The organism is Glutamicibacter sp. NPDC090743, from assembly GCF_044769125.1.
Classification (GTDB): domain Bacteria; phylum Actinomycetota; class Actinomycetes; order Actinomycetales; family Micrococcaceae; genus Glutamicibacter.
On record NZ_JBIVXE010000005.1, the window covers coordinates 418,597 to 443,339 of the forward strand.

At 63.4% G+C, this 24,743-nt stretch carries 18 protein-coding genes; 6 read left to right on the plus strand and 12 right to left on the minus strand.

All coding sequences use genetic code 11. The annotated features are described in order from the left end of the window. Positions 1-5 precede the first annotated feature (5 nt). Together ACIQTS_RS12880 and ACIQTS_RS12885 are read left to right on the plus strand one after the other, a co-directional pair. A complete protein-coding gene (locus tag ACIQTS_RS12880; RefSeq protein WP_402473601.1) occupies positions 6-1,421 on the plus strand; it encodes an aspartate ammonia-lyase in 1,416 nt (471 codons plus the stop codon). A gap of 14 nt (positions 1,422-1,435) precedes the next feature. Beyond that, positions 1,436-2,914 (plus strand): amino acid permease, encoded by a 1,479-nt coding sequence (locus ACIQTS_RS12885; protein ID WP_402473602.1) that lies wholly within the window; start codon positions 1,436-1,438, stop codon positions 2,912-2,914. A 71-nt stretch (positions 2,915-2,985) separates the two neighbouring features. Here the strand turns inward: ACIQTS_RS12885 and ACIQTS_RS12890 are convergent, their stop codons facing one another. Continuing rightward, on the minus strand, positions 2,986-5,898 hold the full coding sequence (locus ACIQTS_RS12890) for an FAD-binding and (Fe-S)-binding domain-containing protein (RefSeq protein WP_402473603.1): 2,913 nt from the start codon (positions 5,896-5,898) through the stop codon (positions 2,986-2,988). A 108-nt stretch (positions 5,899-6,006) separates the two neighbouring features. Here ACIQTS_RS12890 and ACIQTS_RS12895 point away from each other — a divergent pair, with 108 nt between their 5' ends. After that, positions 6,007-6,732 (plus strand): GntR family transcriptional regulator, encoded by a 726-nt coding sequence (locus tag ACIQTS_RS12895; protein ID WP_105662022.1) that lies wholly within the window; start codon positions 6,007-6,009, stop codon positions 6,730-6,732. On the opposite strand, the gene ACIQTS_RS12900 is transcribed toward ACIQTS_RS12895, so the two are convergent. The 3 genes from ACIQTS_RS12900 to ACIQTS_RS12910 all read right to left on the minus strand — a co-directional run bounded on the left by ACIQTS_RS12900 (position 6,729) and on the right by ACIQTS_RS12910 (position 9,449). Further along, the gene (locus ACIQTS_RS12900) at positions 6,729-6,947 is read right to left on the minus strand and encodes a hypothetical protein (RefSeq protein WP_219844362.1); all 219 of its coding nucleotides are present in this window, start codon (positions 6,945-6,947) and stop codon (positions 6,729-6,731) included. The genes ACIQTS_RS12895 and ACIQTS_RS12900 overlap by 4 nt on opposite strands. Before the next feature lie 18 nt (positions 6,948-6,965). Then, entirely contained in the window at positions 6,966-8,327 is a 1,362-nt protein-coding gene (locus ACIQTS_RS12905) for a TRAP transporter large permease subunit (protein WP_400289455.1), read from the minus strand. A 345-nt stretch (positions 8,328-8,672) separates the two neighbouring features. Next, complete coding sequence (locus tag ACIQTS_RS12910) at positions 8,673-9,449, minus strand: hypothetical protein (protein WP_105662025.1); 777 nt, start codon at positions 9,447-9,449, stop codon at positions 8,673-8,675. A gap of 205 nt (positions 9,450-9,654) precedes the next feature. Here ACIQTS_RS12910 and ACIQTS_RS12915 point away from each other — a divergent pair, with 205 nt between their 5' ends. Continuing rightward, positions 9,655-11,712 (plus strand): S9 family peptidase, encoded by a 2,058-nt coding sequence (locus tag ACIQTS_RS12915; protein WP_402473604.1) that lies wholly within the window; start codon positions 9,655-9,657, stop codon positions 11,710-11,712. A gap of 31 nt (positions 11,713-11,743) precedes the next feature. Here ACIQTS_RS12915 and ACIQTS_RS12920 read toward each other — a convergent pair whose 3' ends face one another. From ACIQTS_RS12920 to ACIQTS_RS12945, 6 genes are all read right to left on the minus strand, one after another. Next, on the minus strand, positions 11,744-14,320 hold the full coding sequence (locus ACIQTS_RS12920; protein ID WP_402473605.1) for a hypothetical protein: 2,577 nt from the start codon (positions 14,318-14,320) through the stop codon (positions 11,744-11,746). Further along, the gene (locus ACIQTS_RS12925; RefSeq protein ID WP_402473606.1) at positions 14,320-15,825 is read right to left on the minus strand and encodes a hypothetical protein; all 1,506 of its coding nucleotides are present in this window, start codon (positions 15,823-15,825) and stop codon (positions 14,320-14,322) included. Before ACIQTS_RS12925 ends, ACIQTS_RS12920 begins: the two co-directional genes overlap by 1 nt. 136 nt (positions 15,826-15,961) lie before the next feature. Further along, positions 15,962-17,377, minus strand: a complete 1,416-nt coding sequence (locus ACIQTS_RS12930) for a dihydrolipoamide acetyltransferase family protein (RefSeq protein WP_402473607.1) — start codon at positions 17,375-17,377, stop codon at positions 15,962-15,964. A gap of 20 nt (positions 17,378-17,397) precedes the next feature. Then, positions 17,398-18,375, minus strand: coding sequence for an alpha-ketoacid dehydrogenase subunit beta (locus ACIQTS_RS12935; protein ID WP_133834092.1), 978 nt, complete (start codon positions 18,373-18,375; stop codon positions 17,398-17,400). Beyond that, entirely contained in the window at positions 18,376-19,518 is a 1,143-nt protein-coding gene (gene pdhA, locus ACIQTS_RS12940) for a pyruvate dehydrogenase (acetyl-transferring) E1 component subunit alpha (protein WP_105656216.1), read from the minus strand. Between the two features lie 127 nt (positions 19,519-19,645). After that, the gene (locus ACIQTS_RS12945) at positions 19,646-20,755 is read right to left on the minus strand and encodes a histidinol-phosphate transaminase (RefSeq protein ID WP_402473608.1); all 1,110 of its coding nucleotides are present in this window, start codon (positions 20,753-20,755) and stop codon (positions 19,646-19,648) included. Positions 20,756-20,837: 82 nt separating this feature from the next. Here ACIQTS_RS12945 and ACIQTS_RS12950 point away from each other — a divergent pair, with 82 nt between their 5' ends. Next, positions 20,838-21,224 (plus strand): phage holin family protein, encoded by a 387-nt coding sequence (locus ACIQTS_RS12950; RefSeq protein ID WP_105656214.1) that lies wholly within the window; start codon positions 20,838-20,840, stop codon positions 21,222-21,224. 182 nt (positions 21,225-21,406) lie between these two features. Here ACIQTS_RS12950 and ACIQTS_RS12955 read toward each other — a convergent pair whose 3' ends face one another. Together ACIQTS_RS12955 and ACIQTS_RS12960 are read right to left on the minus strand one after the other, a co-directional pair. Next, positions 21,407-22,756, minus strand: coding sequence for a hypothetical protein (locus ACIQTS_RS12955; RefSeq protein ID WP_402473609.1), 1,350 nt, complete (start codon positions 22,754-22,756; stop codon positions 21,407-21,409). 2 nt (positions 22,757-22,758) lie between these two features. After that, positions 22,759-23,190 carry a hypothetical protein gene (locus ACIQTS_RS12960; protein WP_105662028.1) on the minus strand — a complete coding sequence of 144 codons (432 nt, stop codon included), beginning with the start codon at positions 23,188-23,190 and terminating at the stop codon, positions 22,759-22,761. Between ACIQTS_RS12960 and purB the strand changes: the two genes are divergently transcribed. Further along, complete coding sequence (gene purB / locus ACIQTS_RS12965) at positions 23,171-24,580, plus strand: adenylosuccinate lyase (RefSeq protein ID WP_402473610.1); 1,410 nt, start codon at positions 23,171-23,173, stop codon at positions 24,578-24,580. The genes ACIQTS_RS12960 and purB overlap by 20 nt on opposite strands. The last annotated feature ends 163 nt before the right edge of the window (positions 24,581-24,743 follow it).

Consider the following 24,743-nt stretch of genomic DNA (forward strand, 5'->3'; position numbering starts at 1 on the left):
CCACCATGCCTGAAACCTTGCTCAGCGGCCAGACCCGCAGCGAGCATGACCTGATCGGCGACCGCGATATCCCGGCGGATGCCTACTGGGGCGTGCACACGCTGCGCGCCAAGGAGAACTTCGACATCACCGGCACCGAGCTGTCCGGCAACCCGCACCTGATCCGCGCATTGGCGCGCGTGAAGCAGGCCGCGGCGCGTGCCAACCGCGAGCTGGGGCTGCTGGACGCCCAGCGCGCGAACGCCATCGACCAGGCCTGCGAGGCCATCGCCGGCGGGGCGCTGCATGAGCAATTCATCATCGACCCGATCCAGGGCGGGGCCGGCACCAGCACGAACATGAACGCCAACGAGGTCATCGCCAACCTGGCGCTGGAAATCATGGGCCATGCCAAGGGCGAGTACTCCTTCTTGCACCCCAACGACCATGTGAACCTCTCGCAGTCCACCAACGACGCCTACCCGACCGCGGTGAACATCGCCACGCACTTCGCCACCCAGCCGCTGCTGGCAGCCATCGAGGTGCTGCAGGATTCGTGCATCGCCAAGGCCGCCGAGTTCCGCACCGTGGTGAAGATGGGCCGCACCCAGCTGCAGGACGCCGTGCCGATGACCGTGGGCCAGGAGTTCCGCGGCTGGGCCGTGACCCTGGGCGAGGACCGGGCGCGGCTGGAAGAATCGCTGTGCCTGGTCACCGAGATCAACCTCGGCGCCACCGCCATCGGCACCGGGCTGAACGCCCCGGCCGGCTATGCCGAGGCCGCCTGCCGCCACCTGCGCGAGCTGACCGGCCTCCCGCTGACCACCAGCCCGGACCTGATCGAAGCCACTTCGGATGTGGGCGCCTTCGTGCACCTCTCGGGCGTGCTCAAGCGCGTGGCGCTGAAGATCTCCAAGATCTGTAACGACCTGCGCCTGCTCTCCTCCGGTCCGCGCGCGGGCCTGAACGACCTGCAGCTGCCGGCCGTGCAGTCCGGCTCCTCGATCATGCCCGGCAAGGTCAACCCGGTGATCCCGGAAGTGGTCAGCCAGATCGCCTACCAGGTGGTGGGCCACGACTTGACCGTGACCATGGCCGCCGAGGGCGGGCAGCTGCAGCTGAACGCCTTCGAGCCGGTGATCGTGCACTCCATCGGGCTCTCCCTGAAGCACCTGGCCAACGGCTGCCTGACCCTGGCGCACAAGTGCATCGACGGGATCACCGTGGACGAGCAGGCGCTGCGCCGCGAGGTGGAGAACTCCATCGGCCTGGTCACCGCGCTGAACCCGAGGCTGGGCTACGCGGCATCCACCTCGGTGGCCCTCGAAGCGCTGCACACCGGACGCGGCGTGGCCGAGCTGGTGCTCGAACGCGGCCTGCTCTCGGCCGAAGACCTCAATGAGTTGCTCTCCCCCGAGCGCCTCGCCAACCTCACCGACTAGATCCGAGGAATCATATGGATAATTCCACTCCGCACGCCACCGCGGCGCACGTCCCCGATGCCGCGCTGACGGCCGGCGACAACGATTACCACAAGGGCCTGTCCTCCCGGCAGATGCAGATGATCGCCATTGGCGGAGCGATTGGCACCGGCCTGTTCATGGGCGCCGGAGGGCGCCTCGAGGCGGCCGGCCCGGGCATCGTCATCAGCTACGCGGTCTGCGGCTTCTTCGCCTTCCTGATCCTGCGGGCGTTGGGCGAACTGGTCATGCACCGTCCGTCGACCGGCTCCTTCGTCTCCTACGCCCGCGAGTTCTACGGCGAGAAGGCGGCCTTCGCCACCGGCTGGCTGTACTGGCTGAACTGGGTGATGACCGCCATCGTGGACATCACCGCGGTCGCCCTGTACATGGGCTTCTTCGGCAAATACGTGGGGTGGATCAGCTCGGTGCCGCAGTGGCTCTGGGCGCTGGCCGCGCTGGCCGTGGTGCTCACCATGAACCTGATCTCCGTCAAGGCCTTCGGCGAGATGGAATTCTGGTTCGCGCTGATCAAGGTCGTGGCCCTGGTGGCCTTCCTGATTGTCGGCTGCTACTTCGTCATCTTCGGTACCCCGCTGGACGGGCATGAGGTCGGCTTCTCGCTGCTGGCCGATAATGGGGGGCTGCTGCCCAACGGCCTGCTGCCGGTGCTGGTGCTGATGCAGGGCGTGGTCTTCTCCTATGCTTCCATCGAGCTGATCGGCACCGCCGCGGGTGAAACGGAGAATCCGGAAAAGGTCATGCCCAAGGCGATCAACACCGTGATCATCCGCATCGCCGTATTCTACGTCGGCTCGCTGGTACTGCTCTCGCTGCTGCTGCCCTACACCGCGTACAGCGCCGGAGAATCGCCGTTCGTGACCTTCTTCGGATCCATCGGCGTGCAGGGCATGGACGTGGTGATGAACCTGGTGGTGCTCACCGCGGCGCTGTCCTCGCTGAACGCCGGGCTCTACTCCACCGGGCGCATCATGCGCTCCATGTCGTTGAACGGGTCGGCACCGAAATTCGCCGGACGGATGAACAAGGCAGGGGTGCCCTACGGCGGCATCGTGATCACCGCCGTGGTGGCAGTGCTCGGCGTGGTGCTCAACGCCGTGGTCCCGGCCAAGGCCTTCGAGATCGTGCTGAACTTCGCTGCCATCGGCATCATTGCCTCCTGGGCGATGATCGTGCTGTGCCAGATGGCCCTGATGAAGACCGCCAAGCGCGGAGAGCAGGATCGACCCAGCTTCCGGATGCCATTCGCCCCGGTTTCAGGCTGGGTAACCCTGGGCTTCCTGGCCCTGGTGCTGGTGATGATGGCCTTCGATAATCCGGTAGGCACCTGGACGGTTGCCTCGCTGGTGATCATCATCCCTCTGATCATCGGCGGCTGGTACCTGTGCCGCGGACGGATCAACGAGATCGCCGAGGCACGGCTGCGCAACGAGCAGCCGGCCAACCAGCCGTAGCAGGATCGCAGAACCGGCCCGGATGCAGCATCGCGCTGTGTCCGGGCCGGTTTTCTGCGTTCCGAGCCTGGCTAGCCGGTGATCTTGGCCTTGAGCAGCACCTGCGCCAGATGCATGCCGCGGACCTCCGTGCCCTCGGCGATCTGCGTGCGGCAGGAGAATCCGTCGGCGAGCACCACATCGTCCTGCGCACGATTGCGGATGGCCGGGAAGAGCTCGCGTTCGCCCAGCGAGCGGGATAGTTCTGCATGTCCGGGTTCGAATCCCCAGTTGCCGGCCAAGCCGCAGCAGCCGGTTTCGATTTCACGCTCGTCAATGCCGATGCTGCGCAGCACGGCCGAGGATGAGCCATGGTCACCCTGCGAACGCTCATGGCAATGGACTTGCGACACCGCGCCGACGTTCAGCTGTTCGAAGGGCCAGCTGGCGCTGGGCTTGCCATCGGCCGGAACATGCTTGGCGATCAGATCCGCGAACGGCACGACGGCCGCCGACAGCGCCGCCGCGCGAGGATCCTCGGGAACCAGCTCGGTGATTTCGTGGCCGAGCATCACCGTGCAGGACGGTTCCAGGCCGATTACCGGGTAGCCTGCCTTGACCAGGGGTTCCATGACGTCCAAGGTGTGCTTGATGACCTTGCGCGCGGTATCCAGCTGGCCGGTTGAGTGCCACGTCAAACCGCAGCAGACGAACCCTTCGGGAATGATCACCCGGTAGCCGAGGGTTTCGAGCACTTCGACTGCCGCCTCGCCTGGTCCGGTATCCAGGTGGTTGTTGAAGGAATCCGGCCAGAGCACCACGGTGCCCTGCGGCGATGCGGCTTCTGTTTCGTTCCGCTTGGCCGCCCAGCGCTGCAGCGATTCGCCCGAGAACGTGATCATCTTGCGTGTCGGTTCAATGCCGCCAACCTTCTTGACAAGCCGTTGCACCGCTTCGAAGCGCAGCACGGTGTTGGCCAAGGATGCCGCACCTGGCACCTGGTGCATCCAGTGGGTGAGCTTGGGTAGCCACCCCATGGTGTAGTGCGCCATCGGGCGGATGCGACCCTCGTAGAACTTGTGCAGGAACTCCGACTTGTAGGTCGCCATATCCACATTGACCGGGCATTCGGAAGCGCAGGCCTTGCAGGACAGACAGAGGTCCAGGGCGTCCTTCACCTCTTCGGACTTGTAGGCATCGGGCAAGGTGGTGCCGCGGAACATCTCGGAAAGCACCCGGGCACGGCCGCGCGTGGAGTTGACCTCGTTATGAGTGCCCTGGAAGGACGGGCACATGGCCCCCTCGTCCGAACGGCACAGGCCTACGCCCACGCAGCGGTTGACCGCGTTGACCAAGGAACCCTTGTCGCGCGAGAGCGCATGAACCGGCGTCAGCTCGAAGCTGCGCTGCCCGGGTCCGGGACGCAGCGACTCATCGATGCGTTCCGGATTGACCAATACCCCGGGGTTGAACAGGCCCTCGGGATCGAAGGCCGCCTTGAAGCTGGCGAATGCCTTCATCATCTTCGGGCTGTACATGCGGGTGAGCAATTCCGAGCGCGCCCTGCCGTCCCCGTGCTCGCCGGACAGCGAGCCTCCGTGCTTGGCTACGGTGTCGGCGGCCTGTTCCATGAACTGGCGGAAGATCGCCATGCCTTCTTCGGTGCCCAAATCGAAGGAGATGCGCACGTGGACGCATCCCTCGCCGAAGTGCCCGAAGGGGATGCCGCGCAGTCCATGGGTGTCCATGAGCGCGTACAGGTCGCGCAGGTAGTCGGCGAGATTTTCCGGCGGAACCGCGGAATCTTCCCAGGACGGCCAGGCCTCGCCGCCATCTGGCAGACGGGTGACAATACCGGCGGAGGCTTCGCGGATCTTCCATAGCGTGCGGGCCTCGGCATGGTCCGTCACGACCACGGCATCGATCGCAGCTCCGGTCTGCGCGGCATACGCGGACTGCACCAGCTCATCGGCGATGCTTCGTGCCTGTTCCATGGTTTGCCCAGCAGTCTCGCAGAAGAGCCAGCCGCCGGCCTTGGCTACGCCACCGCGGTTGGCGGCACCCATGCCTGGCAGGTTGGATCCGGCATCCTGCTGCCCGGGGCGGCTACGCAGCGCATCGAGCAGATCTCCGCCCATGCCTTCCGCGGTGGCAAGGCCTGGCCGGCGCAGGGATGCGGCCGCAGCCGCGGCGTCGAAGACCGTTTCAAAAGCCAATACTGCCAGCGCCGTATGCTTCGGCTTCTCGACAAGGCGCACCACCAGCTCGGTGATGACCCCGCAGGTACCTTCGGAACCGGAGAGCGCCTTGGCGACATTGAACCCGTTTTCCGGGAGCAGATAGTGCATGCCGTAGCCGGAGACCTGGCGGGCGAAGCGGCCCAGTTCGGTGCGCAATTCCTTGAGGTTCGCATCGCGAAGCGCCTTGAGATTCCCGTCAAGTTCTTCGCTGCTGGTGCCGTCGGAGTTGACCTCAACCACGGATCCGTCGCCTAGCATGATCTTCATGGACACGACGTTGTCCGCGGCGGTGCCCCACGCCAGCGAGTGCGAGCCGCAAGCGTTGTTGGCCACCATGCCGCCTACGGTGCAACGGCTATGGGTCGACGGGTCCGGGCCGTAGGTCAGCCCGTATTCAGCAGCCGCATCACGCAGCTGGTCGCAGATGACTCCAGGCTGGATGCGTGCGGTCTTCGCCTCGGGATCGATGTCGAGGATCTTATTGAAATAGCGGGAGGTGTCCAGGATCAACCCCTCGCCGATGGCGTTGCCCGCAACCGAGGTGCCGCCACCTCGCGACGTGATCGAAAGGCCTTCGGCCTTGGCATATTCGATACCCAAGGCGATGTCGGCCTCGCTGCGCACTTCGAGGACCGCTTGCGGAACCCGACGGAATATCGAGGCATCGGAAATATATGCAGCCCGAGTCGTCAGATCGGTCCGTAGCCGTTCCCGCATCTCATTTGCCTCAGGACTCAAGGTCTGGATGCTCGACTGAGCTGACATGGTGATCGCCTCTCGTTGATTCGTCTCATCAGAGTAACATGTTACACACTGTTTAGTTTCTTGATTACGTGAAAACTCCGCAGTCGATTTCAATGAGAGAATCAGTTCATGACCTCCGATCCCCAAGTCCCCGCCCAACATGGGCGCACATTGACCGAACAAGTGATGGACTACGTCCGTTCAGCTGTCATTTCTGGGGAATTGAAGACCGACACCCTCTACAGCGTGTACCAGCTGGCTGATCGATTGAAGATCTCCCGGTCACCGGTGCGCGATGGCCTGTTGCGTCTGGAAGAAGCCGGCTTGATTGAATTTGCGCGGAATCGCGGCTTCCGCATCATTCCGACCCAGCCAAAAGATGTCGCAGAAATTTTCTCGCTACGGCTGGCTCTGGAGGTTCCTGCCGCGTTCCGAGCCGCGCAGGCCTGCACCCCGCAAATCGCAGCGCAGCTAAATGAGATCGTTGGCGGTCTGTCCCGTTGCGCCGAAGCCGAACTGACCGAAGAGTTCTTCGATCTGGACCAGCAGCTGCACGACTTCATCCTTGAAGTCGCGCAATCGAACCGCGGCCGCAACATCGTGAACCGCCTTCGTGTCGCAACGCGGCTGCTGGGCGTTTCCACCGCAGGCAAGCAGCGCACGCTGAGCGACATCATGGTCGAGCATGAACCGATTATCACCGCAATCTCCAGTGGCAACGCCCCGGCAGCGGCCCTGGCGATGCGCCAGCACCTGGTCGCGACAGGAAAGCTTTTGCTCGCACAAGCAGTTCAGGGCCAAGGTTTGGACCTTGACCCTGAAAACTTGTGGACAGAACTGACAGCTGGCTACTAGTCCTGCTCGTCTTCCTTGTATTCCTTTGAATACTGCAGCACGAAGGCACACAGAGCGCACGCTGTCGCGAAACTGAATGTCCACGGGTACAGGACCTGCTTTGCGCCGCTGACCAGGTCGCCATTCAGCGACAGCACACCTGCCAGCTGCGTGCCGACGATTGCCGTGCCGCCGATCATGAACAGCGCCAAGAAGATCAGAAACAGAATTTTCATGAGTCGCATGTTTATCTCCTACGAAATCGGAATCGGCAGCCAGCCCATGCCGACAAGCCAGGCAATGGCGATCATTGGCAGCACGAAGTAGCCCAGCAATGGCATGAACATCTTGGTTGGATTGGTTTCGGCGAAGCCGGCAGCCAAATAGATCGGCGCTCCGACCGGTGGCGAAGAACCCTCGGTCGAGGTGCACAACAGCACTGTCACCACGGCGATGACTGGGTCGATACCCACGCTGGTCAGCGCCATCACTGCCGGTGCACCCACGGCCGCGGCGGTTGCCGTCGAGGACAGCGGGGTGGCTACGACCACAGCCATGACACAGACGATTGCGACAATCGCCGCCTTTGGCATATCCAGTGAACCCAGGAAATCTGAAAGCTGCGGACCGACGCCCAGGGCCTCCATGATGTTCGATGCGCTCAGCGCCGCGAAGAGTGAAACACCAACAGTGGCGAACTGCGGCAGCTCGCGATTCAAGATCACCTTGAACTTCGAATCCGGTGCGAAGATCCGCTTTCGCCCCTCGATCAATGCGATCGCCGAAATCAGAATCGGAACCCAAACGATGATCGAGATCGATCCCATCGAGTCCTTGCCCACCAATTCCGGACGGGATAGGAATTCAAACAGCGGGCCGAAGGTCAGCGCGACGGGGATCGCGATACCCAGGAAGATCAGCAGCGAGCGCCAGCCTTCGCGCAATGCTTGCCCCAGCGTCGCTATGCCATCGCGATTCGCTACGGGAATGCCGTCGGCACGAGCCCAAGTGAACACCAGGATCATGCGGTAGAGCACGCAATAAGCGCCACCAATGGCCAGTGCAACATATACGTCGCCAGCGGAAATTCCAGCGGCAGCCGGCATGGCCAAGAGGATGAACATGGTGCTGTTCGGCGGGAGCGCGACGCCCAAGCCGGAGTTTCCTGCTACCAGCGTTGCAGCGCGGTTGGAAGACCAGCCGTTTTCCTTCATCCACGGAATGGTTACCGAGCCGACCGTCGCCGTGTTGCCTGCGGTTGACCCCGCCACCAATCCGATTGCGGCCGAGCCGAGGGTCGAGACGTAGGCCGATCCGCCACGAACGCGCCCGAACATCGAGTTCAGGATATGGATCAGGCGCTCGATCAGGCCTGTCGCCGAGACGATCACTCCCATGAACACAAAGGCCATGCCCGCGAAGGTCACGTCTGATTGGAAGCCGTCTATCACTGCTGCGCTCAACAAGTTCAGCGCATCCGCGCCGCCGACCAGTGAACAAGCTATCAGCGCTAGTACCAGCGCCTCTGAAATACGCCGTTTCAGTACGACGTTAACTATGACTGTCACGGCGATGAATACGCCAAGTGCCAGCACGCCCATGTGTGCACCTTTCACGTTATGACTTTGTGTGCCTACACACAGTAGCATGTTACAGGCCACACAATGTGACATGAGAGTCTTTTTGGGCTTTGGTTACACCGCACAGACGGCACAGCCAAGCCTGCTTTTCGCGGCCACCGAGGTTTCCAACGCACCCTGCATCTTCGCCACTCAGCGGCAATTTCTCCTGCCCGCTTCGATGGTCTTCAGCATCTGCAGCCCTTCCGCACCCTTGCGTGGAACACAGCACACTCGCTACCAATTCTGGGCGCGGAATGCAGCTTCTTGAGGCGTGAAGAAAGGCAACAGAAGCCAGCGCGATCGTCTGATTTCTGTTGCCTTTCCTATGTTCTGGTTGGGCTAGCCGACGGCAGGTTCCACGCTGAGCAGGATGTCGCGCACCAACGCGTATTGCTCGGTGCCCAGGAACTGCTGCGCTTGCTGCTTGGTCGGGTCGTCAGGAACACCATGGTCTTCCAGATAATCCTCTTCAACCCACATCATCGGCGACTGCTCGCCGATCCTGAAGAAGTTCAGGTCCGGGTTCTCATCGCGCTTGCCGAGCTCTTCGTCATCGATCAGGGCAATGTCGAATCCTGAATCCTTCTCCCCATCTTCCTGGTCCGTCGATTCCCAGAACTCGGCAATCAGGCTCGTCGGGCGGAATCCGGTATCCGCTCCGGGATTTTCAAGTTCCTTGCGATCCAGCAGCTCCCGTTCATACAGCGCCGTGTCTCCATCCGGAGAGGTTGCCGTGGTGGGGATCAGGGTCAGCACGTGCTTGCCTTGCGCGTCCTTGATCTCCCATTCATCCCACTCGGTGCACTCGCCGTCGCAGTCGTCCCCGGTGGCAGTCCACTGCTCAGGGGTAAAGACGCGGATGCCGTGCACTTCATGCACTTGGCTCAGCTCTGGCGCCGCCGAGCTTGGCGCATCCGCGCTTGCGGTACTTTGCGTTGGGCTGGATTCGGGGCTGGAAGCGGTCGGCGCGCTGGCGCTTGCCGATGGAGACGTTCCGCTGGGTGCTGCGCTCTGGCTTTCGGCCGGTTCCGGCTCGGCTCCCTGGCAGGCAGCCAGCATCAGCGCTGCCGCGCACATCATCGGGAGCGCGCCTAGACGGGTTCTGGCACGGTTCATCTTTTCCAACTCCTTGATCGATCATCCGGTCATGCAGCTGACATCGCGAGCTCCCCCATGGAACCCATCCTCCATGGCCTTGCAGGTTTTTCCAATAGCTGCAGCATCACGCCTTAGTTGCAAGTTGTCCCGGTCGTGCTCCCGATGCCAGGTAATTTTCGATTTCCGGTAGTGCCCAGCCGCGAACAGTGGCAAGATATGTGAAGTGGAACACTCTAAGCATTCATTTCATAATTTAGATTCATTTATCGGCCTGGGCCGCCTCAGCGGCCTGGCGCTCTCCCCCGACGGCACCAAGCTCGTCACCACCCTCAGCGAGCTTTCCGAGGATGAGACGAAATACGAAAGCGCCCTCTGGTCGCTGGATCCCAAAGGCGAAGAACCAGCACGCAGGCTGACGTTCGGCGAGCACGGCGAATCGCAACCGCAGTTCACCGCCAACGGCGACCTGCTCTTCGTCGCCAAGCGCTCATCCAAGGAAGACGCCAAGGCCGAAGGCTGGATCCTGCCGGTAGCAGGAGGCGAAGCCCGCTCGGTGATTTCCCACCCAGCCGGGGTGCAGTCCTTGCGGATCTGCCAGCAGTCCCCGCAGACCGTCGTGCTGCGCACCTCGGCCTTCAGCCGTGCCAAGGATCTGGAGGCCGAAGCGGCACTGCGCACCGGACGCAAGGACAAGAAGGTCTCGGCGATCCTGCACACCGGCTATCCGGTACGCTACTGGGACGAAGATCTGGGACCGGCCACCCCGCACTACTACACCGGGTCCCTGCCCGGCCTGCAGGACGCCACCAGTACCCAGCTCACCGATCTCACCCCGGGCATCGGCGCGAATCTGGAGGATACCTACTACGATGTCGCTTCCAACGGGGCCTTCCTGGTCACCGAATGGCAAGTTCCCGAAGGCCGGGCCTCCTCAGCCCCGGGATTGATGCGCATCGACCTGCACACCGGCGCCCACGAAATGCTGCTGGCCCCCGACGACACGTACGAATATACGCTGGGCAAGATCAGCCCGGATTCAACCCAGCTGGCCTACGCCCGCTGGGAGCGTTCCACCGCCGATACCGCCCCGGTCTTCGAGCTGTGGCTGATGGACCTGGCCGACGGCGCCACCCACCGGATCGCCGCCGGCTGGGACCGCTGGGTCAGCGACCTGCAGTGGGTTCCCAACGGGCGCTCGCTGCTGCTTACCGCCGATGACAACGGCCACGCCCCGGTCTTCCATCTGAGCCTGTACAACGACAAGATCACCCGGCTCACCGATGACGGCGCGTTCACCGATCTGGCCATCCGCAGCGACTCGCGTACCGCCTACGCGCTGCGTTCCAGCTACCTGTACCCGGCCGAACCGGTAGCCATCGACCTGGCGCATACCGGCGACCTGGAGCCGGGCGAATTCGCGGCCTTGACCGAACTGCGCTCCCCGGTGTCCCGTCCGGCCCTGCCCGGAACGCTCACCGAGGTGACGACCACCGCCGAAGACGGGTCGAGCATCCGCGCCTGGCTGGCCCTGCCCGCCACCGCTTCTGCCGCCGACAAGGCGCCGCTGCTGCTGTGGATCCATGGCGGGCCGCTGGGCTCGTGGAATGCCTGGAGCTGGCGCTGGAGCCCATGGCTGCTGGTGGCCCAGGGCTATGCCGTGCTACTGCCGGATCCGGCCCTGTCCACCGGCTACGGCCAGGAGTTCATCCAGCGCGGCTGGGGCCGCTGGGGCCAAGAACCGTATACGGACCTGCTGGCCATCACCGATGCCGCCGAGGCGCGGCCGGACATCGATGAAACCCGCACCGCCGCGATGGGCGGCTCCTTCGGCGGCTACATGGCCAACTGGGTGGCTGGGCACACCGACCGCTTCAAGGCCATCGTCACCCACGCCAGCCTGTGGGCGCTGGAAGGCTTCGGCAAGACCACCGACGCCGCGTTCTACTGGACCCGCGAGATGAGCCCCGAAATGCGCGAGCAGAACTCGCCGCATCATTCGGTGGGCAGCATCGTCACCCCGATGCTGGTCATCCACGGCGACAAGGACTACCGGGTGCCCATCGGCGAGGGCCTGCGCCTGTGGTACGAGCTGCTGGCCGATTCGGGGCTGCCCCAGAAGGAAGACGGCAGCACCGAGCACCAGTTCCTGTACTTCCCGGATGAGAACCACTGGGTGCTGTCCCCGCAGCACGCCAAGATCTGGTACCAGGTTGTCACCGAGTTCCTCTCCCAGAAGGTGCTGGGCAACGCGCCGCAGGAACTGCCCGAGCTGCTGGGCTAGAACCGCGCAGTGCCGGACTGCCGGGGCGGAGTCATTTCTGTCCCGGCAGTTCCACTGGCGCTGGAGCATCTCCCCCGGCACCGCGGCTGGCCAGCACCAGCGCCTTGGCCCGCCGCGCCACGTCGGCATCGCGTTCGCCCAGCAGCGCTACCAGCCGGGCCAGATGCGCCGCGCGCTGGGCATAGCCGGCGGCAAGGCGCTGGCCCAGGGTCATCGAGGATAACTCCTGGGCTTCGCGCCAAGCCATCATCAAGGCCCGCTCGAACAATCGCTGCCCTGCCTCGTCCGCATTCCCGGCCGCGGTCGCGCCGAGCACGGCCACCGCATTGATCTGCGAATCCTCCAAGCCCATGGCCAGCTCCTCCAGCTGCCGGCGCGAATGCTGGACGGACCGCGAGCCGCGGGAGAACCGGGTCAGCTGCGACGTCGCCCCGAGCAGGTACTGGATCACCTGGAGAACGTTGATTACCGTGAAGAACAGCATGAACACGAGCATCCAGTACAGCAAGGTGGTGTTGTAGTCCGGCTGCTCGTACCCGGCTTGCTTGAGCACCACGGCGAAGTCCTCGGCCGCGCTGGCCGCTTCCATCGCCGGATAGTTCGACTCGTAGATGCTTCCGTGCTCCCACCCGCCGGTCGTTCCCCACGAGGCGGTACCGCTGATGACCGCACCGGAAATCAGCCCTGGCATGATGCCCTTGCCCTCGTCCGTGATCAGCAGCGGAATGATCGTCAAGTCCTCGGGCAGCTCCCCGTTGGCAGGATCAGCGCGATCGGAGTATTCGTCCTTGATCCGCAAGATCGCCGCGCGCACGCTCTCGGGCGTCGAATCACGGTATTCCGAGCCGTCGAAGTGCTTGAGTTCCAGGTAGGCTTCGGCATCGCGCACCGCAACCAGGATCTGCTGCGGGGTGTCGAAGTCCTCTTCCATGTACCGGCGGATCTCGGCCTCGTCAACCAGCTGGCCCTGGTCATCGATTTCAAGTTCCATTCCCCGGCCGGACCCCTCATGGGTGCGTTCGGGTTCGTTGGCTATCGAGGAGACAATGAGCCCCGAGGCGATCAGGCTGCCCACCAGCAGGGCCGCAAGCAGTCCAGACTTCCACGCCCGGCGCAGCTTCGGCGGTTCATCGCCAGCTGCCTTGCGGGTGCTGGCGAGCCGGGCCAGCATGCGCTGCCAGCCAGCAGGTTCGCCCGATGTCCCTCCGGCAGCCTGGTCGGTCTGCAGCGTGTCGCCGAGAATCCCGCGGGCCAGCGAGTTCGCCGTGGCGATCTGCGCCAGCGCACCCTGCTTGGATACCGGCGGCAAGCCCAGGCTGGAGCGCAGCTCATTGTGCTGGGCGCCGATCTGGGGCACCGGCTGCGGCAGGCCCCGCGGATACCGGCGCAACCGGGCAGCGATCTTCCCGGCGAGCTTCGCCAGCCGCCTTTCGGCCTCGGCCCAGCGCTCGATGGCGGTGCGCTGGCTGGTATCGCCATGGGCGGCATTGAGCAGTTCGCCGAGGGCACTGCGGAAATCCGCCAGGTCCTTGCCGGCCACCATGGTGCCCGGAGCGGTGTCCAGCCGGATCAGCAGCGCCGTGGCCGCATCGTTGATCGGGCTGCTGAGCTTGTCGAAGGTGGATCCGGTGCCAGCCAGGTGCGCATGCACCGAGCCGGCGCCCATCAGCGAGTCGGCCAGTTCCGTCAGCTTGCGCGTGTCGGCCTCGAAGGCCGCCAGCTGCTGCCCGGTGCTCTGTTCCAGGCATTCAGCCCGGGTGAACAGCGAGCGCACCAAGGGCGCTTCGCGGCGGGCGGCATCCAGGGACAGGGATTCGAGCTGCCGCCACGCCTTGGTGAAGCCGGCAGGACGGCGCGATTGGTCGGTGGCCTGGTAGGTGGCTTCCAGTGCTTCGAGGTCCAGGAGCACGCGGGCCAGCTTGCGCTGCGCCGCGGCCAGCCGCCTGTGGCGCGATGCCCACCGCGAGCGGAAGCGCAGGGCGCTGGCCAGGAATGCGGCGGTGAGCATGGCGCTCGCACCCACGGCCGCGAACCAGAAGATCGCCGAGCTGCTGGGCGAATCGTCCAGCAGCACGGCGGCAGTATGCGCGGCGGCCGCCGCCGCCTTGGGCCCATGGCCTACCGAAACGTTCTTGGTGAAGGCGTGCTCGATGTCGAAGCGCAGGTCGGTATGCGCGTCGTCGGATGCTGCAAGGCTGCGGTCCAGGCCCACCCCGGCGAAGCGCTGTTCGGCGTCGCTTAGCCCGGGATCCCTGTTCTCCATCCTGGTCGAGACGATGATCTGGTTTTCCGGCACCTGCCCGCGCAGCAGTTCATCACCCGTGAGCCAGCGGTCGGTGATGACCAGTTCCAGCGGGGCCGTGGCACGCACCGGGTGCCGGGCCATCTCGGCGTCCACCGTCTGCTGGGTGATGTTGAAGCCGTTATCGCCGCGGACCACCACCTGGACCTCGTAGGGGTCCGGGACGTTGGCTGCCTGCACGGCCATCACCGCACGCACGCCCAGCGCGGTGGTCACCAGCGCCATGATGATGGCGGCGATGGCAGTCCAATGGTACGGGCGGCGCAAGCGCCGTCCGGTGGAATCATGCATCAAGCGGGCAGGCATCAGCGGGTCCCGCTTCCTGGCGCGAAATTCCGGAGCACTGCGATGGGATCGTCCTCCAGCGGATCGGTTTTCCGCTGCGCACCCTCCATTGATTCGCCCAGCCCGTGGGGAATCTTCAGCCTCGCCTGGCCGGCTTGGGCCAGTGCATCGTGCAACACGCCATCGAGTTCGTCGCGCAGTTCCCACAGCCTGTCCAGGATCCCCGGGGCCGTATCCGCGCCGGCACTCCTGCAGCTCAGGCGGGTGTGCAGCAGCTGCAGCTCATCGGTATGCGTGATGATCACGGTGCGCGCGGCCTGCGCGCAAGCCAATCGCCCGGCACCGGGAAGATCGAGGAACAGCGCCAGGTCCTCCAGCCGTGCACGGTGGTATTCGACAATCCGGTTCCAGGACTCGCGCGAATCCCGTGGCCGTGCCGTGAAGGCGTGGGCCAGCTGCACCGCTCCGCGCAGCAGCGAGAGCTCGTGCTCGCGGTCGCGCAGCTGGGCCAGCTGCGCTTCGGAGACCTGCTGCGACTGCAGGGAATCCGGGGCCGTGTCCAATGCGCGCAAGGCCCCTGGCTGGGAGCCGGCCCGTTGCCTTTCAATTTCTGCCATCACCTGCGCCAAGCGGCTCTCCCCCGTCAGTCCGGGATCGGGCACCGGATGGCGGTCCAGGTAAATGCTTGCCCGCTGGATCCGTGATTCGAGCAGCTCGGCCTGCTTGTTGCGATCGGCGGCGGCTGCCTGCCGGGCCTTGCGGCGCTTGGCACGCCAGGCCCATGCGAGCAGGAACGCAACGGCGGCGGCGAGCGCGCCCACGGCGATCACCTTGGCCAGTGTCCGGTCCGGCGGTGCCTGCAGCTGCTGGGTGGTGGCCAGCGCGACGGCGGTGATCCCCGCGGTGTAATCCCCGGCGGCGAACTCTCCCTGCCCTGCCTCCAGGATCCGCTGCTGGCTTCCCGGTGCGGTTTCGCGCACGTCGCGCCCGGGATCCACGGCGATTTCCACCGGATCCCCGGCTTCCTGGGGAAGCATCACGCCGATGGCGATCCAGCCTTCCCCGACATAGCCCAGGGTCTTTCCGTTCTCCAGCCAGTCATCGCTCAGCGCGTCGCTGTCGCCGAACATCAGCATCCCGCGCACCAGCTGCCCTGCTCCCTTGAGGTTGTTGGGTTCCTGGTCCACCCCGAGCAGGATCTTCGCATCCTGTTCGCCCACGGCCTGCCGGACCTGGTCCATGATCCGTTCCGAATCCACCTCATCGAGTGCCGCATCGGTGACTGCCAGGTAGAAGTTGCCTTCCTGCGAGGTCACCGACGGGATGAGGACGGTGCCTTCATCTGCGGAGTCATCGTCGGGCGTCGCCGAGGGGTAGACCGGAGCCGTGGCCTCTGGCTGAGTTGGATCCGCGGCTGCCTGCGCCGGCACGGCACCCAGTCCCAGGCCCAGCCCCAGGGCTGCGAACAGGCCCGCGAGCAGCAGCTTGCCGGGGTACTTCAGGTCGGTGCAAAACGTGCGGTTCATGGGAACAACTGTATCAACAGGGGTTTGAATAACCCTGCTCAAGGAACATTTCGAACCGCAGGGACGACACCGCCCCGCGCAGATCCCCGAAAGGTTCTGCGCGGGGCGGTGGGCTGCCTCGCTGGCCCGGGAGCCCTTAGTCCAGCAGCATCGCCGGTTCCTGAAGGATCGATGCCACGTCGGCCATGAAGCGGGCCGAGAGGTCGCCATCCACCACGCGGTGGTCAAAGGATCCGCCCAAGGTGGTGATCCAGCGCGGGACCACTTCGCCGTCGATGACCCATGGCTTCTGGCGGATCGTGCCGAAGGCAACGATGGCTACTTCGCCCGGGTTGATGATCGGGGTGCCGGTGTCGATGCCCAGCGCGCCGATGTTGGTGATGCTCAGCGAGCCATCGCGCATGTCCTCGGGACGGGTCTTGCCGGCACGCGCGGTGGTGGCCAGATCGTTCAGGGCGATGGCCAGTTCCTTCATGTTCAGGTTCTGGGCGTCCTTGATATTCGGCACCAGCAGGCCGCGCGGCGTGGCTGCCGCGATGCCCAGGTTCATGAAGCGCTTCTGGTGGATCTCGGCGCCGTTTGCGGTTTCCACCCAGCTGGCGTTCACCGAAGGGTTGCGGGCCGCCGCCCAGATCACGGCACGGGCCAGCACCAGCAGCGGCGAGACCTTGATGCCCTCGAAGTCGCGGGACTTCTTCAGGCGCTGCACGTATTCCATGGTTCGGCTGGCATCCACATCCACGAAGATCGAGACATGCGGTGCAGTGAAGGCCGAGTCGACCATGGCCTTGGCGGTGGCTTTGCGCACGCCGCGCACCGGGGTGCGTTCCACGCGGGCATCGGCCAGCTGGCCGTGGGCCCAATAGGTTGGCGCCGCTGCATGCTCGGCTTCGCGCTGGGCCTGGTAGCTGTTGACGTCTTCGCGGGTGATCTCGCCCTGGTTGCCGGTGCCCACCACGTCGTTGATGTCGATGCCCAGCTCCTTGGCCAGCCGGCGTACCGGCGGCTTGGCCAGCACGCGGTCCACGAAGCTCGCCACCGCAGGCTTGCGGCGGTCGACTTCGCGGGTCACCGCGGTACCCAGGGACTGCGCGCGGCGCGAGATGGTCTCGGCCAAGGCGGAGCCGGAGGCGCGCACCGCTGCGGTTCGCGCACCGGCCGTCGAAGGAGCGGGGCGGGTGGTGCGTGCCCGGCGCACCGAGGCATCAGCGGTGGGGCCCGATCCGACCAGCGGGCCGGGTTCCTCCGAGGCCTGCGGTGCGGCGGTGCTCAGGGCTTCGGCTGCTTCGGGCACGCCGGTTGGAGGTGCCGCGTTGCCTTCTTCATCGATGGTGATCAGCGGCTTGTCCACGAGTACGGTATCGCCCTCGGCCGCGTGCAATGCGGTGACCACCCCGGCGAAGGGGCAGGGCAGCTCGACCAGCGACTTCGCGGTTTCGATTTCCACGAAAATCTGGTTGACCTCAACGGTGTCGCCCACCTTGACCTTCCAGGAGGCGATATCCGCTTCGGTCAGGCCTTCGCCCACATCGGGGAGATTAAAGACTGTCATTACTACTCCTTGGATTCCGCTTAGTAAGCGAAAGACCGGTCGAGGGCTTCAAGCAACTTGTCGATGTCCGGCAGGTACTGGGACTCCACCTTGGAAATCGGGTAAGGCATGTGGAATCCGCCCACGCGCAGCACTGGGGCTTCCAGCGAGAGGAAGGCGCGCTCGGTGATGCGGGCCGCGATTTCGCCGCCCAGGCCGCCGAAGGTCGGCGCTTCGTGGGTGACAATCAGCCGGCCGGTCTTCTGCACCGATTCGGTAATGGTGTCGAAATCGATCGGCGACAGCGAGCGCAGGTCGATGACCTCGATGGACCGGCCATCTTCCAGCGCGGCATCAGCGGCAGCCAGGGCGATCGGCACCAGCGGGCCGTAGGCGACGATGGTCGCGTCGGTGCCCGGGCGGACCACCTGCGCCTTGAAGGCATCCAGCGCCGGGGTTTCGGTATCGACCTCGCCCTTGAGCCAGTAGCGGCGCTTGGGCTCGAAGAAGATCACCGGGTCCTGGCAGCTGGCTGCCTGCTGGATCATCCAGTAGGCGTCATGCGCGTTGGACGGGGTGATGATGCGCAGGCCCGCGGTGTGGGCGAACAGCGCCTCCGGGGATTCGGAGTGGTGCTCGATGGAGCCGATGCCGCCGCCGTAAGGGATGCGGATGACTACAGGCGTGGTCAGACGCCCCTCGGAGCGGGCGTGCATCTTGGCCAGCTGGGTGGTGATCTGGCTGAAAGCCGGGAAGACGAAGCCGTCGAACTGGATTTCCACCAGCGGGCTGAAGCCGCGCAGGGCCATGCCCACGGCGGTGCCGACGATGCCGGCCTCGCCCAGCGGCGAGTCGATGACGCGGTGCTCGCCATACTTGTCGATCAGCCCGTCGGTGATGCGGTAGACGCCACCGAGGCGCCCGATGTCCTCGCCCATCAGCAGAGACTTGCCATTGGACTCCAGCACCTTGTCCAGGCCGCTGGTAATGGCCTTGGCCAGGGTCATTGTGGTGGTCATTTAGTGCTCTCCCTCAGCCGCATCGGCGAATCCTGCTTCGTATTCCAGATGCCAGGCCAGTTCTTCCTGGATCAGTGGATGCGCTTCGGCGTAGACCTGCTCGAAGGACTTGGCCAGCGGCGGGACAGGGAAGGCCATGGCGTCTTCGCGGACCTTGGCAGCCATCGCATCAGCGTCGGCGGCCAGCTGCTCGAAGTAGGCGTCGTCAACCAGGTTGTTCTCGCGCAGGTAGGTTTCCAGGCGGATCAGCGGGTCCTTCGGGGCCCACTGGGCCTCTTCTTCGCTCATGCGGTATTTGGTTGGATCATCGGCGGTGGTATGCGCGCCGAGGCGGTAGGTGACAGCCTCGATGAGGACCGGGCCCTTGCCGCTGCGTGCGTGTTCCAGCGCCCAGCGGGTGACCGCCAGAACGGCCAGCACGTCGTTGCCATCCACGCGCACTCCCGGCATGCCGTAGCCTGCGGCGCGGTTGACCAACGGCACCTTGGACTGGACCTCGAAAGGAACGGAGATCGCCCACTGGTTGTTCTGGCAGAAGTAGACCACCGGTGCGTTGAAGGAGCTGGCGAAGACCATGGACTCATGGGTTTCGCCCTCGGTGGAGGAGCCATCGCCGAAGTAGGCGACTACGGCGTTGCCCTCCTTGGCGCGACGGGCTTCATCCCAGCCGCGCTGTTCCATGTTCAAAGCCATTGCATAACCGGCGGCATGCGGCATCTGCGCGGCAAGCACCATGGTGTACATGTGGAAGTTGTTTTCCCGGGGATCCCAGCCGCCTCCGGAGATGCCGCGGAACAGGCGCAGCATTTCGGAGAAGGACACATCGCGGGTCAGTGCCACACCGTGCTCGCGGTAGGTGGGGAAGATGTAGTCGCTTCGGCGGGTGGCACGGCCGGAACCGATCTGCGCCGCTTCCTGCCCGCGCAGCGGGACCCAGAGGCACAACTGGCCCTGGCGCTGCAATGCTGTGGCCTCTTGGTCGAATCGACGGGTCAATGCCATGTCGCGGTAGAAGCCGCGAAGCATGTCATCATCAACGTCACCCAGATACGCATCGTACGTTCCATGGGACTGACGCTGGCCGTCCGGAGTCAGGATCTGAATCAGATCCGGCTCCGTCGCCTCGGTCGCAGCACGCGTCATTTATCATCCTTCGGTCATAAATATGCCCCACACGGAATACATTCCGCATGGGACATATACGGCTTGTCTAATTTCTAAGCCTATAGGCACTGACCGCTAAAACGCGAGAAATCAGCACCAGTTGCCCCTATGCCAGGTCTAGTGATTCCTTGCACAGTTCAATAAAACGATCGTTTGCTTCAACTTCGCCGATGGAGACGCGCACTCCTTCGTTCGAGAAGCCGCGCACCGACAGCGCCACGGCGTTTGCCCGCTCGACGAACTCATCGGTCTTTTCGCCCAGCGGAAGCCAGACGAAGTTCGCCTGGGTGGAAGGAATCTTCCAGCCCTGCCCGGCCAGGGCCGAGGCAACTCGTTCGCGTTCCATGACCAAGCCCTCAACGCGCTCAAGCACCTGGTCGATGTGGGCCAGCGAAGCGACCGCGGCATCCTCGGCCACGCTGGAGACGGCAAACGGGGTGGCCACTACGCGGATGTTATCGGTGATCTCCGGGTGGGCCACCGAGTAGCCCACCCTGAGATTCGCCAGGCCGTGAGCCTTCGAGAAAGTGCGCAGGAGAACCACATTTTCGTTCTCGTTGTAGGTATGGATGCCATCCACCGATTTCTCGTCGCGGACGAACTCGGTGTAGGCCTCATCCAGGACAACCAGCACGTTCTTCGGAACCCGTGCCAGGAAGTCATCGACTTCGGCCTGGCTGAGTACCGGACCGGTGGGGTTATTCGGTGTGCACAGCAAGATGACTGAAGTGTTCTCGTTCACCGCTGCGATCATGGATTCCAGATCGTGGCGCCCGTCTTCCAGCAACGGGATTTCAACGGGCAGCGCACCGGCAGTCTGCACGAGGATTGGGTAGGCCTCGAAGGAACGCCACGCATAGATGACTTCATCCTGGATGCCGTCTTCGTTCTGGCCCGCGAAGGCGTTCAGGATCTGCACCAACGCGCCAAGGGAACCGGCCCCGGTCACGATGTCTTCCGCAGGAACGTCCAAGTACTCGGAAAGTGCTTCGCGCAGCTTGGTCGATAGCGGATCAGGGTAGCGATTCAGGCCGGACTGCTCCACGACCGCCCGATGCACAGCGTCCAAGGGACCGAAGGGAATTTCATTCGATGACAGCTTGTAAGCTCTCGCGCCTTCAATAGGGGCAGGCGGCTTGCCCGCAGCGTATTTGGGTAAACGTGCAACTACAGAGCGTGGCTGCACCTGATCTTGGGTCACCGGGTTCTCAGTCATACCTCAAAGCCTAGCCCTCACTAAGGGTTTAGCGATATCTGCGGTTCATCCTAATCCCAGATTTCTATGCCAAAGTTAAGGCATGAGCTTTCTGATTCGAGTCATCGTCAATGCGCTTGCCCTCGCCGCCGCCGTCTGGATTGTGCCCGGCCTCAAGATCGTCGCGGCCGGCGAAGGTGCAGTAAGCACGGTCATCGCCTATTTGGCGGTTGGCGCAATCTTCGGATTGGTCAACGCCTTGGTCCGTCCGATCGTCAAGCTGTTCTCCTTGCCAATCACCTGCCTCACCTTGGGCTTGTTCACCATCGTGATTAACGCCCTGATGCTCCTGCTGACTTCATGGCTGACGACCTTCACCCCGATTGAACTGGTCATCGAGCAGTTCTGGTGGGATGCCATCGCCGGCACGATTATCATCTCCATCGTCTCTGCGGTCCTCGGATTGTTCGTCAAGAGCGAGAACGAGTAAGCGGTATTCGACGCAGTACAAGAAGAGGACGGCATCCGACAGGTGCCGTCCTCTTTCGTTAATACCCTATTCGCCGGCCCCGATCAGCGTCCCATCTTCTGCCCTGATCCACAGCACCATTCATCAGCACGGTGATACCCGGTGATGCTGATCCGGCCGGCTGGTTGCAGTTCTTGAGCGCTTTAGTGGCGTGGTGCCATGTGCTTGAGCCGCTCCTTGTCTTCTTCCTTCAAGGGCGGACGTTCTTTTTGCTTGCGCTCCAGCTTGAACATGCGGATTTTCAGCGGGGATTCGGGAAGGTAGAACTGCTTCAGATGCTCTCTGATTTCCAGTTTCGGGTCCTCATCGAGTTCCAGGAGGTGGTCACCGTAATTCTTGAGGTGATGCGACGGGCCAAAGAGCCCGTCTTCGGGCAAGATGTCCTGCATGTGCTCGCGCAGACCTGGGAAAGTGGTGGTGTAATGCTCGCCCTTGCGGGGATTGGGTCCGCCATCGGTGCCGGGCACCATATCTTTTCGGTCTTCTACGGATAGGCTGCGGACATCCTCTGGCAGATCAATAGTGCCGATGGGAGAACCAAGGGTCAGCACCTTGTTCAGCTTGTACTTGCGCTTCAAGAACTTGTTCTTCGTCAGCTGGGCTACGTGAATGCCTCCTTGCGAGTAGCCGGAAAGGATTACTTCATCGCCCTCTTTCGCTCCGCTGAGCCTTAATGCTTCATCGAGCGGTTCCACAAAATTCTCGGATTCCACCCCGAAGCCGTCAGCGATGCCTTCCGGGCCAAAAGGCGAAGGAACTTCGGCGTCATCCTGCGTCCCCGGAAAGAGCGCGATATAAGTATCATCGTCAGCTTCGACGATCATGATCTTTCCGTTGTTCTCCGTGCCTTCGCCCTCCAGCTTTTCGTGCAGCTGGAAATAGCTTCTCATCTTGCCATCCAGTTCAACCGTCTGAGCTGGATCTTGCCCTGCGAGCTCTATTTCGGTATTCCGGTTTGACCCCAGCAGCCGCATAATCCGCGACAGCGACTTGGCGGTACCTTCGATTTGCTCGGTCAAGGTCATATTCGGCGCCAAGGGCCAGTGCGGGATGTAGGACATCAGCAAGCGCAAAAAGGTCTCCATGCTTTCCCTCGGCGGACGCCAGCCGTTATCGCGGGTCTTGGATATGAAGTCCCCGACCAGTACCGCGCTGGTGCTTACGAGCATCATCCGTTCAACTGCGGCTTCGGCAACCTCATAATTCCGCATGGCCGCAGAGACCTTTCCGGTAAGTTCGAACGCTGTGATTTCGCCTTCCCTGGCCTGCTGATAGCTGTCTCTGATCAAATCGCCTAGATGCCCGATGCCATAGCCCCTGGCTTCAATGCCTGCCGCCATGCACTGCAGATTCAGGTCCCCTTGGCAACTGTCCGCAGCCTGCGCGGCCCTGAGTAATGCGTCGGATATGCCATTGATGTCGCGAGCAACCCGCTGGCAGATTTCCCCTGCCTGGGCGTAATCCGGCTCGTTGTAATTGACTTCATATCCCATGGCTACGAGGCCATTCTCTGGTTCATGATTTGCGCTTCGAGGTTTTGGATCTCACGCATGGCAACCCCCAGGTACTCTTCAGCGTTGTTCAGCTCGCCATTGAGCATTTCCAGTCGCTGGCTCAGCTCCTCAACATTGTCTAGAAACGCCTTGCCAGCCTTTGAATTCCAAGTCAATGCCCGGATTGAACCCAACTGTGCGATGGCGAACTTAGTGGTTTTCTGGGCGTCATCGAGCTGACTTGCCACCGTCAGCAGCGTCGCTTGAAACATCATTTCCCTGCTCCGCATCCTTGAGAATTTGTCCACCATCATGGACAGCAACAATGGGGCACCAGCACGTTTGGCGACCGGTTGTGGAAACAGCGGTGAAGTAAAAGATGTGATGTAGCGCCGAGGATGGAAGAATATGAGTATGGCTGAGATTGCGCGCACTTCCCTTGCTAATGAACCACTGGCTTTGACTGCCCTCGACGGACGCTACCGCAGCGCCGTGGCACCGCTGGTCGACTACCTTTCCGAAGCGGCTTTGAACCGCGATCGCGTTCACGTTGAAGTTGAATGGCTGATCCACTTGACCGATAACTCCGTTCTTCCAGGCACCTCCCCGCTTTCTGCGGAACAGAAGGCAGCACTGCGCAAGATCGTCACCGATTTCAACGCTGATTCCGTGAAGGAACTGGCAGAGATCGAAGCTGTCACCGTTCACGATGTGAAGGCTGTCGAGTACTACATCGCCAACCGCCTGGAAGCGATCGGCATTGGCAACCTCAAGCCGCTGGTGCATTTCGGCTGCACCTCTGAAGACATCAACAACCTGTCCTACGCTCTGGGCGTCCAGGGCGGCGTGCAGCAGGTATGGCTGCCGGCAGCCCGCGACCTGGTGGCACAGCTGTCCAAGATGGCCGAGGACTCCCGCGACGTGCCGATGCTCTCGCGCACCCACGGCCAGCCAGCCACCCCAACCACCCTGGGCAAGGAACTGGCAGTTCTGGCGTGGCGCCTGACCCGCCAGCTGGATCGCGTCGAGAAGACCGAGTACCTGGGCAAGATCAACGGCGCTACCGGCACCTATGCTGCCCACTACGCTTCGGTCCCGACCGCTGACTGGCAGCAGATTTCCAAGGACTTCGTTGAGCACCTGGGCCTGGCTTGGAACCCGCTGACCACCCAGATCGAATCCCACGACTGGCAGGCAGAGGTCTACGCAGACATTGCACGCTTCAACAGCATCCTGCACAACCTGTGCACCGATGTCTGGAGCTACATCTCCATCGGCTACTTCGCGCAGATCCCAGTGGCCGGCGCCACCGGATCCTCGACCATGCCGCACAAGGTCAACCCGATCCGCTTCGAGAACGCAGAAGCCAACCTGGAGATCTCCAACGGCCTGCTGAACACCCTCGGTTCCACCCTGGTCACCAGCCGCTGGCAGCGCGACCTGACCGATTCCTCCTCGCAGCGCAACATCGGTACCGCCATCGGCCACTCGGTGCTGGCGATCTCCAACGTTGCCAAGGGCTTGGATCGCCTGTCTGTCGCCGAAGCCGTGCTGGCTGACGACCTGGACCACAACTGGGAGGTTCTCGCAGAGGCCATCCAGATGGTCATGCGCGCCGAGGCTATCGCCGGTGTCGAGGGCATGGACAACCCCTACGAACGACTGAAGGACCTGACCCGCGGCCACCGCGTGGATGCAGCCCGCCTGAAGGAATTCGTTGGCGAACTGGGCCTCTCGGCTGAAGCCGAATCCCGCCTGCAGTCGCTGACCCCAGGCAGCTACAACGGCATCGCTTCGCAGCTGGTTGACCACCTGAAGAAATGACGTCCATTTAGCCGAAATTGCGTAAATAGAAGCGGGGGGGGGGCGGGGGGGGGGGGGGGGGGGGGGGGGGGGGGGGGTGGGGGTGGGGGGGGGGGGGGGGGGGGGGGGGGGGGGTGTGGGGGGGGGTGGGGGGGGGGGTGGGGGGGGGGAGCGGAAGGCGCCG

Coding starts and splice junctions, on each gene's coding strand:
- ACIQTS_RS12910 (WP_105662025.1), bottom strand. CDS start 9,449: ATGAACCGTGCCAGAACCCGTCTAGGCGCGCTCCCGATGATGTGCGCG.
- ACIQTS_RS12900 (WP_219844362.1), bottom strand. CDS start 6,947: ATGAAAATTCTGTTTCTGATCTTCTTGGCGCTGTTCATGATCGGCGGC.
- purB (WP_402473610.1), top strand. CDS start 23,171: ATGGCTGAGATTGCGCGCACTTCCCTTGCTAATGAACCACTGGCTTTG.
- ACIQTS_RS12935 (WP_133834092.1), bottom strand. CDS start 18,375: ATGACCACCACAATGACCCTGGCCAAGGCCATTACCAGCGGCCTGGAC.
- ACIQTS_RS12920 (WP_402473605.1), bottom strand. CDS start 14,320: ATGCCTGCCCGCTTGATGCATGATTCCACCGGACGGCGCTTGCGCCGC.
- ACIQTS_RS12880 (WP_402473601.1), top strand. CDS start 6: ATGCCTGAAACCTTGCTCAGCGGCCAGACCCGCAGCGAGCATGACCTG.
- ACIQTS_RS12890 (WP_402473603.1), bottom strand. CDS start 5,898: ATGTCAGCTCAGTCGAGCATCCAGACCTTGAGTCCTGAGGCAAATGAG.
- ACIQTS_RS12885 (WP_402473602.1), top strand. CDS start 1,436: ATGGATAATTCCACTCCGCACGCCACCGCGGCGCACGTCCCCGATGCC.
- ACIQTS_RS12950 (WP_105656214.1), top strand. CDS start 20,838: ATGAGCTTTCTGATTCGAGTCATCGTCAATGCGCTTGCCCTCGCCGCC.
- ACIQTS_RS12925 (WP_402473606.1), bottom strand. CDS start 15,825: ATGAACCGCACGTTTTGCACCGACCTGAAGTACCCCGGCAAGCTGCTG.
- ACIQTS_RS12930 (WP_402473607.1), bottom strand. CDS start 17,377: ATGACAGTCTTTAATCTCCCCGATGTGGGCGAAGGCCTGACCGAAGCG.
- ACIQTS_RS12895 (WP_105662022.1), top strand. CDS start 6,007: ATGACCTCCGATCCCCAAGTCCCCGCCCAACATGGGCGCACATTGACC.
- pdhA (WP_105656216.1), bottom strand. CDS start 19,518: ATGACGCGTGCTGCGACCGAGGCGACGGAGCCGGATCTGATTCAGATC.
- ACIQTS_RS12945 (WP_402473608.1), bottom strand. CDS start 20,755: ATGACTGAGAACCCGGTGACCCAAGATCAGGTGCAGCCACGCTCTGTA.
- ACIQTS_RS12955 (WP_402473609.1), bottom strand. CDS start 22,756: ATGGGATATGAAGTCAATTACAACGAGCCGGATTACGCCCAGGCAGGG.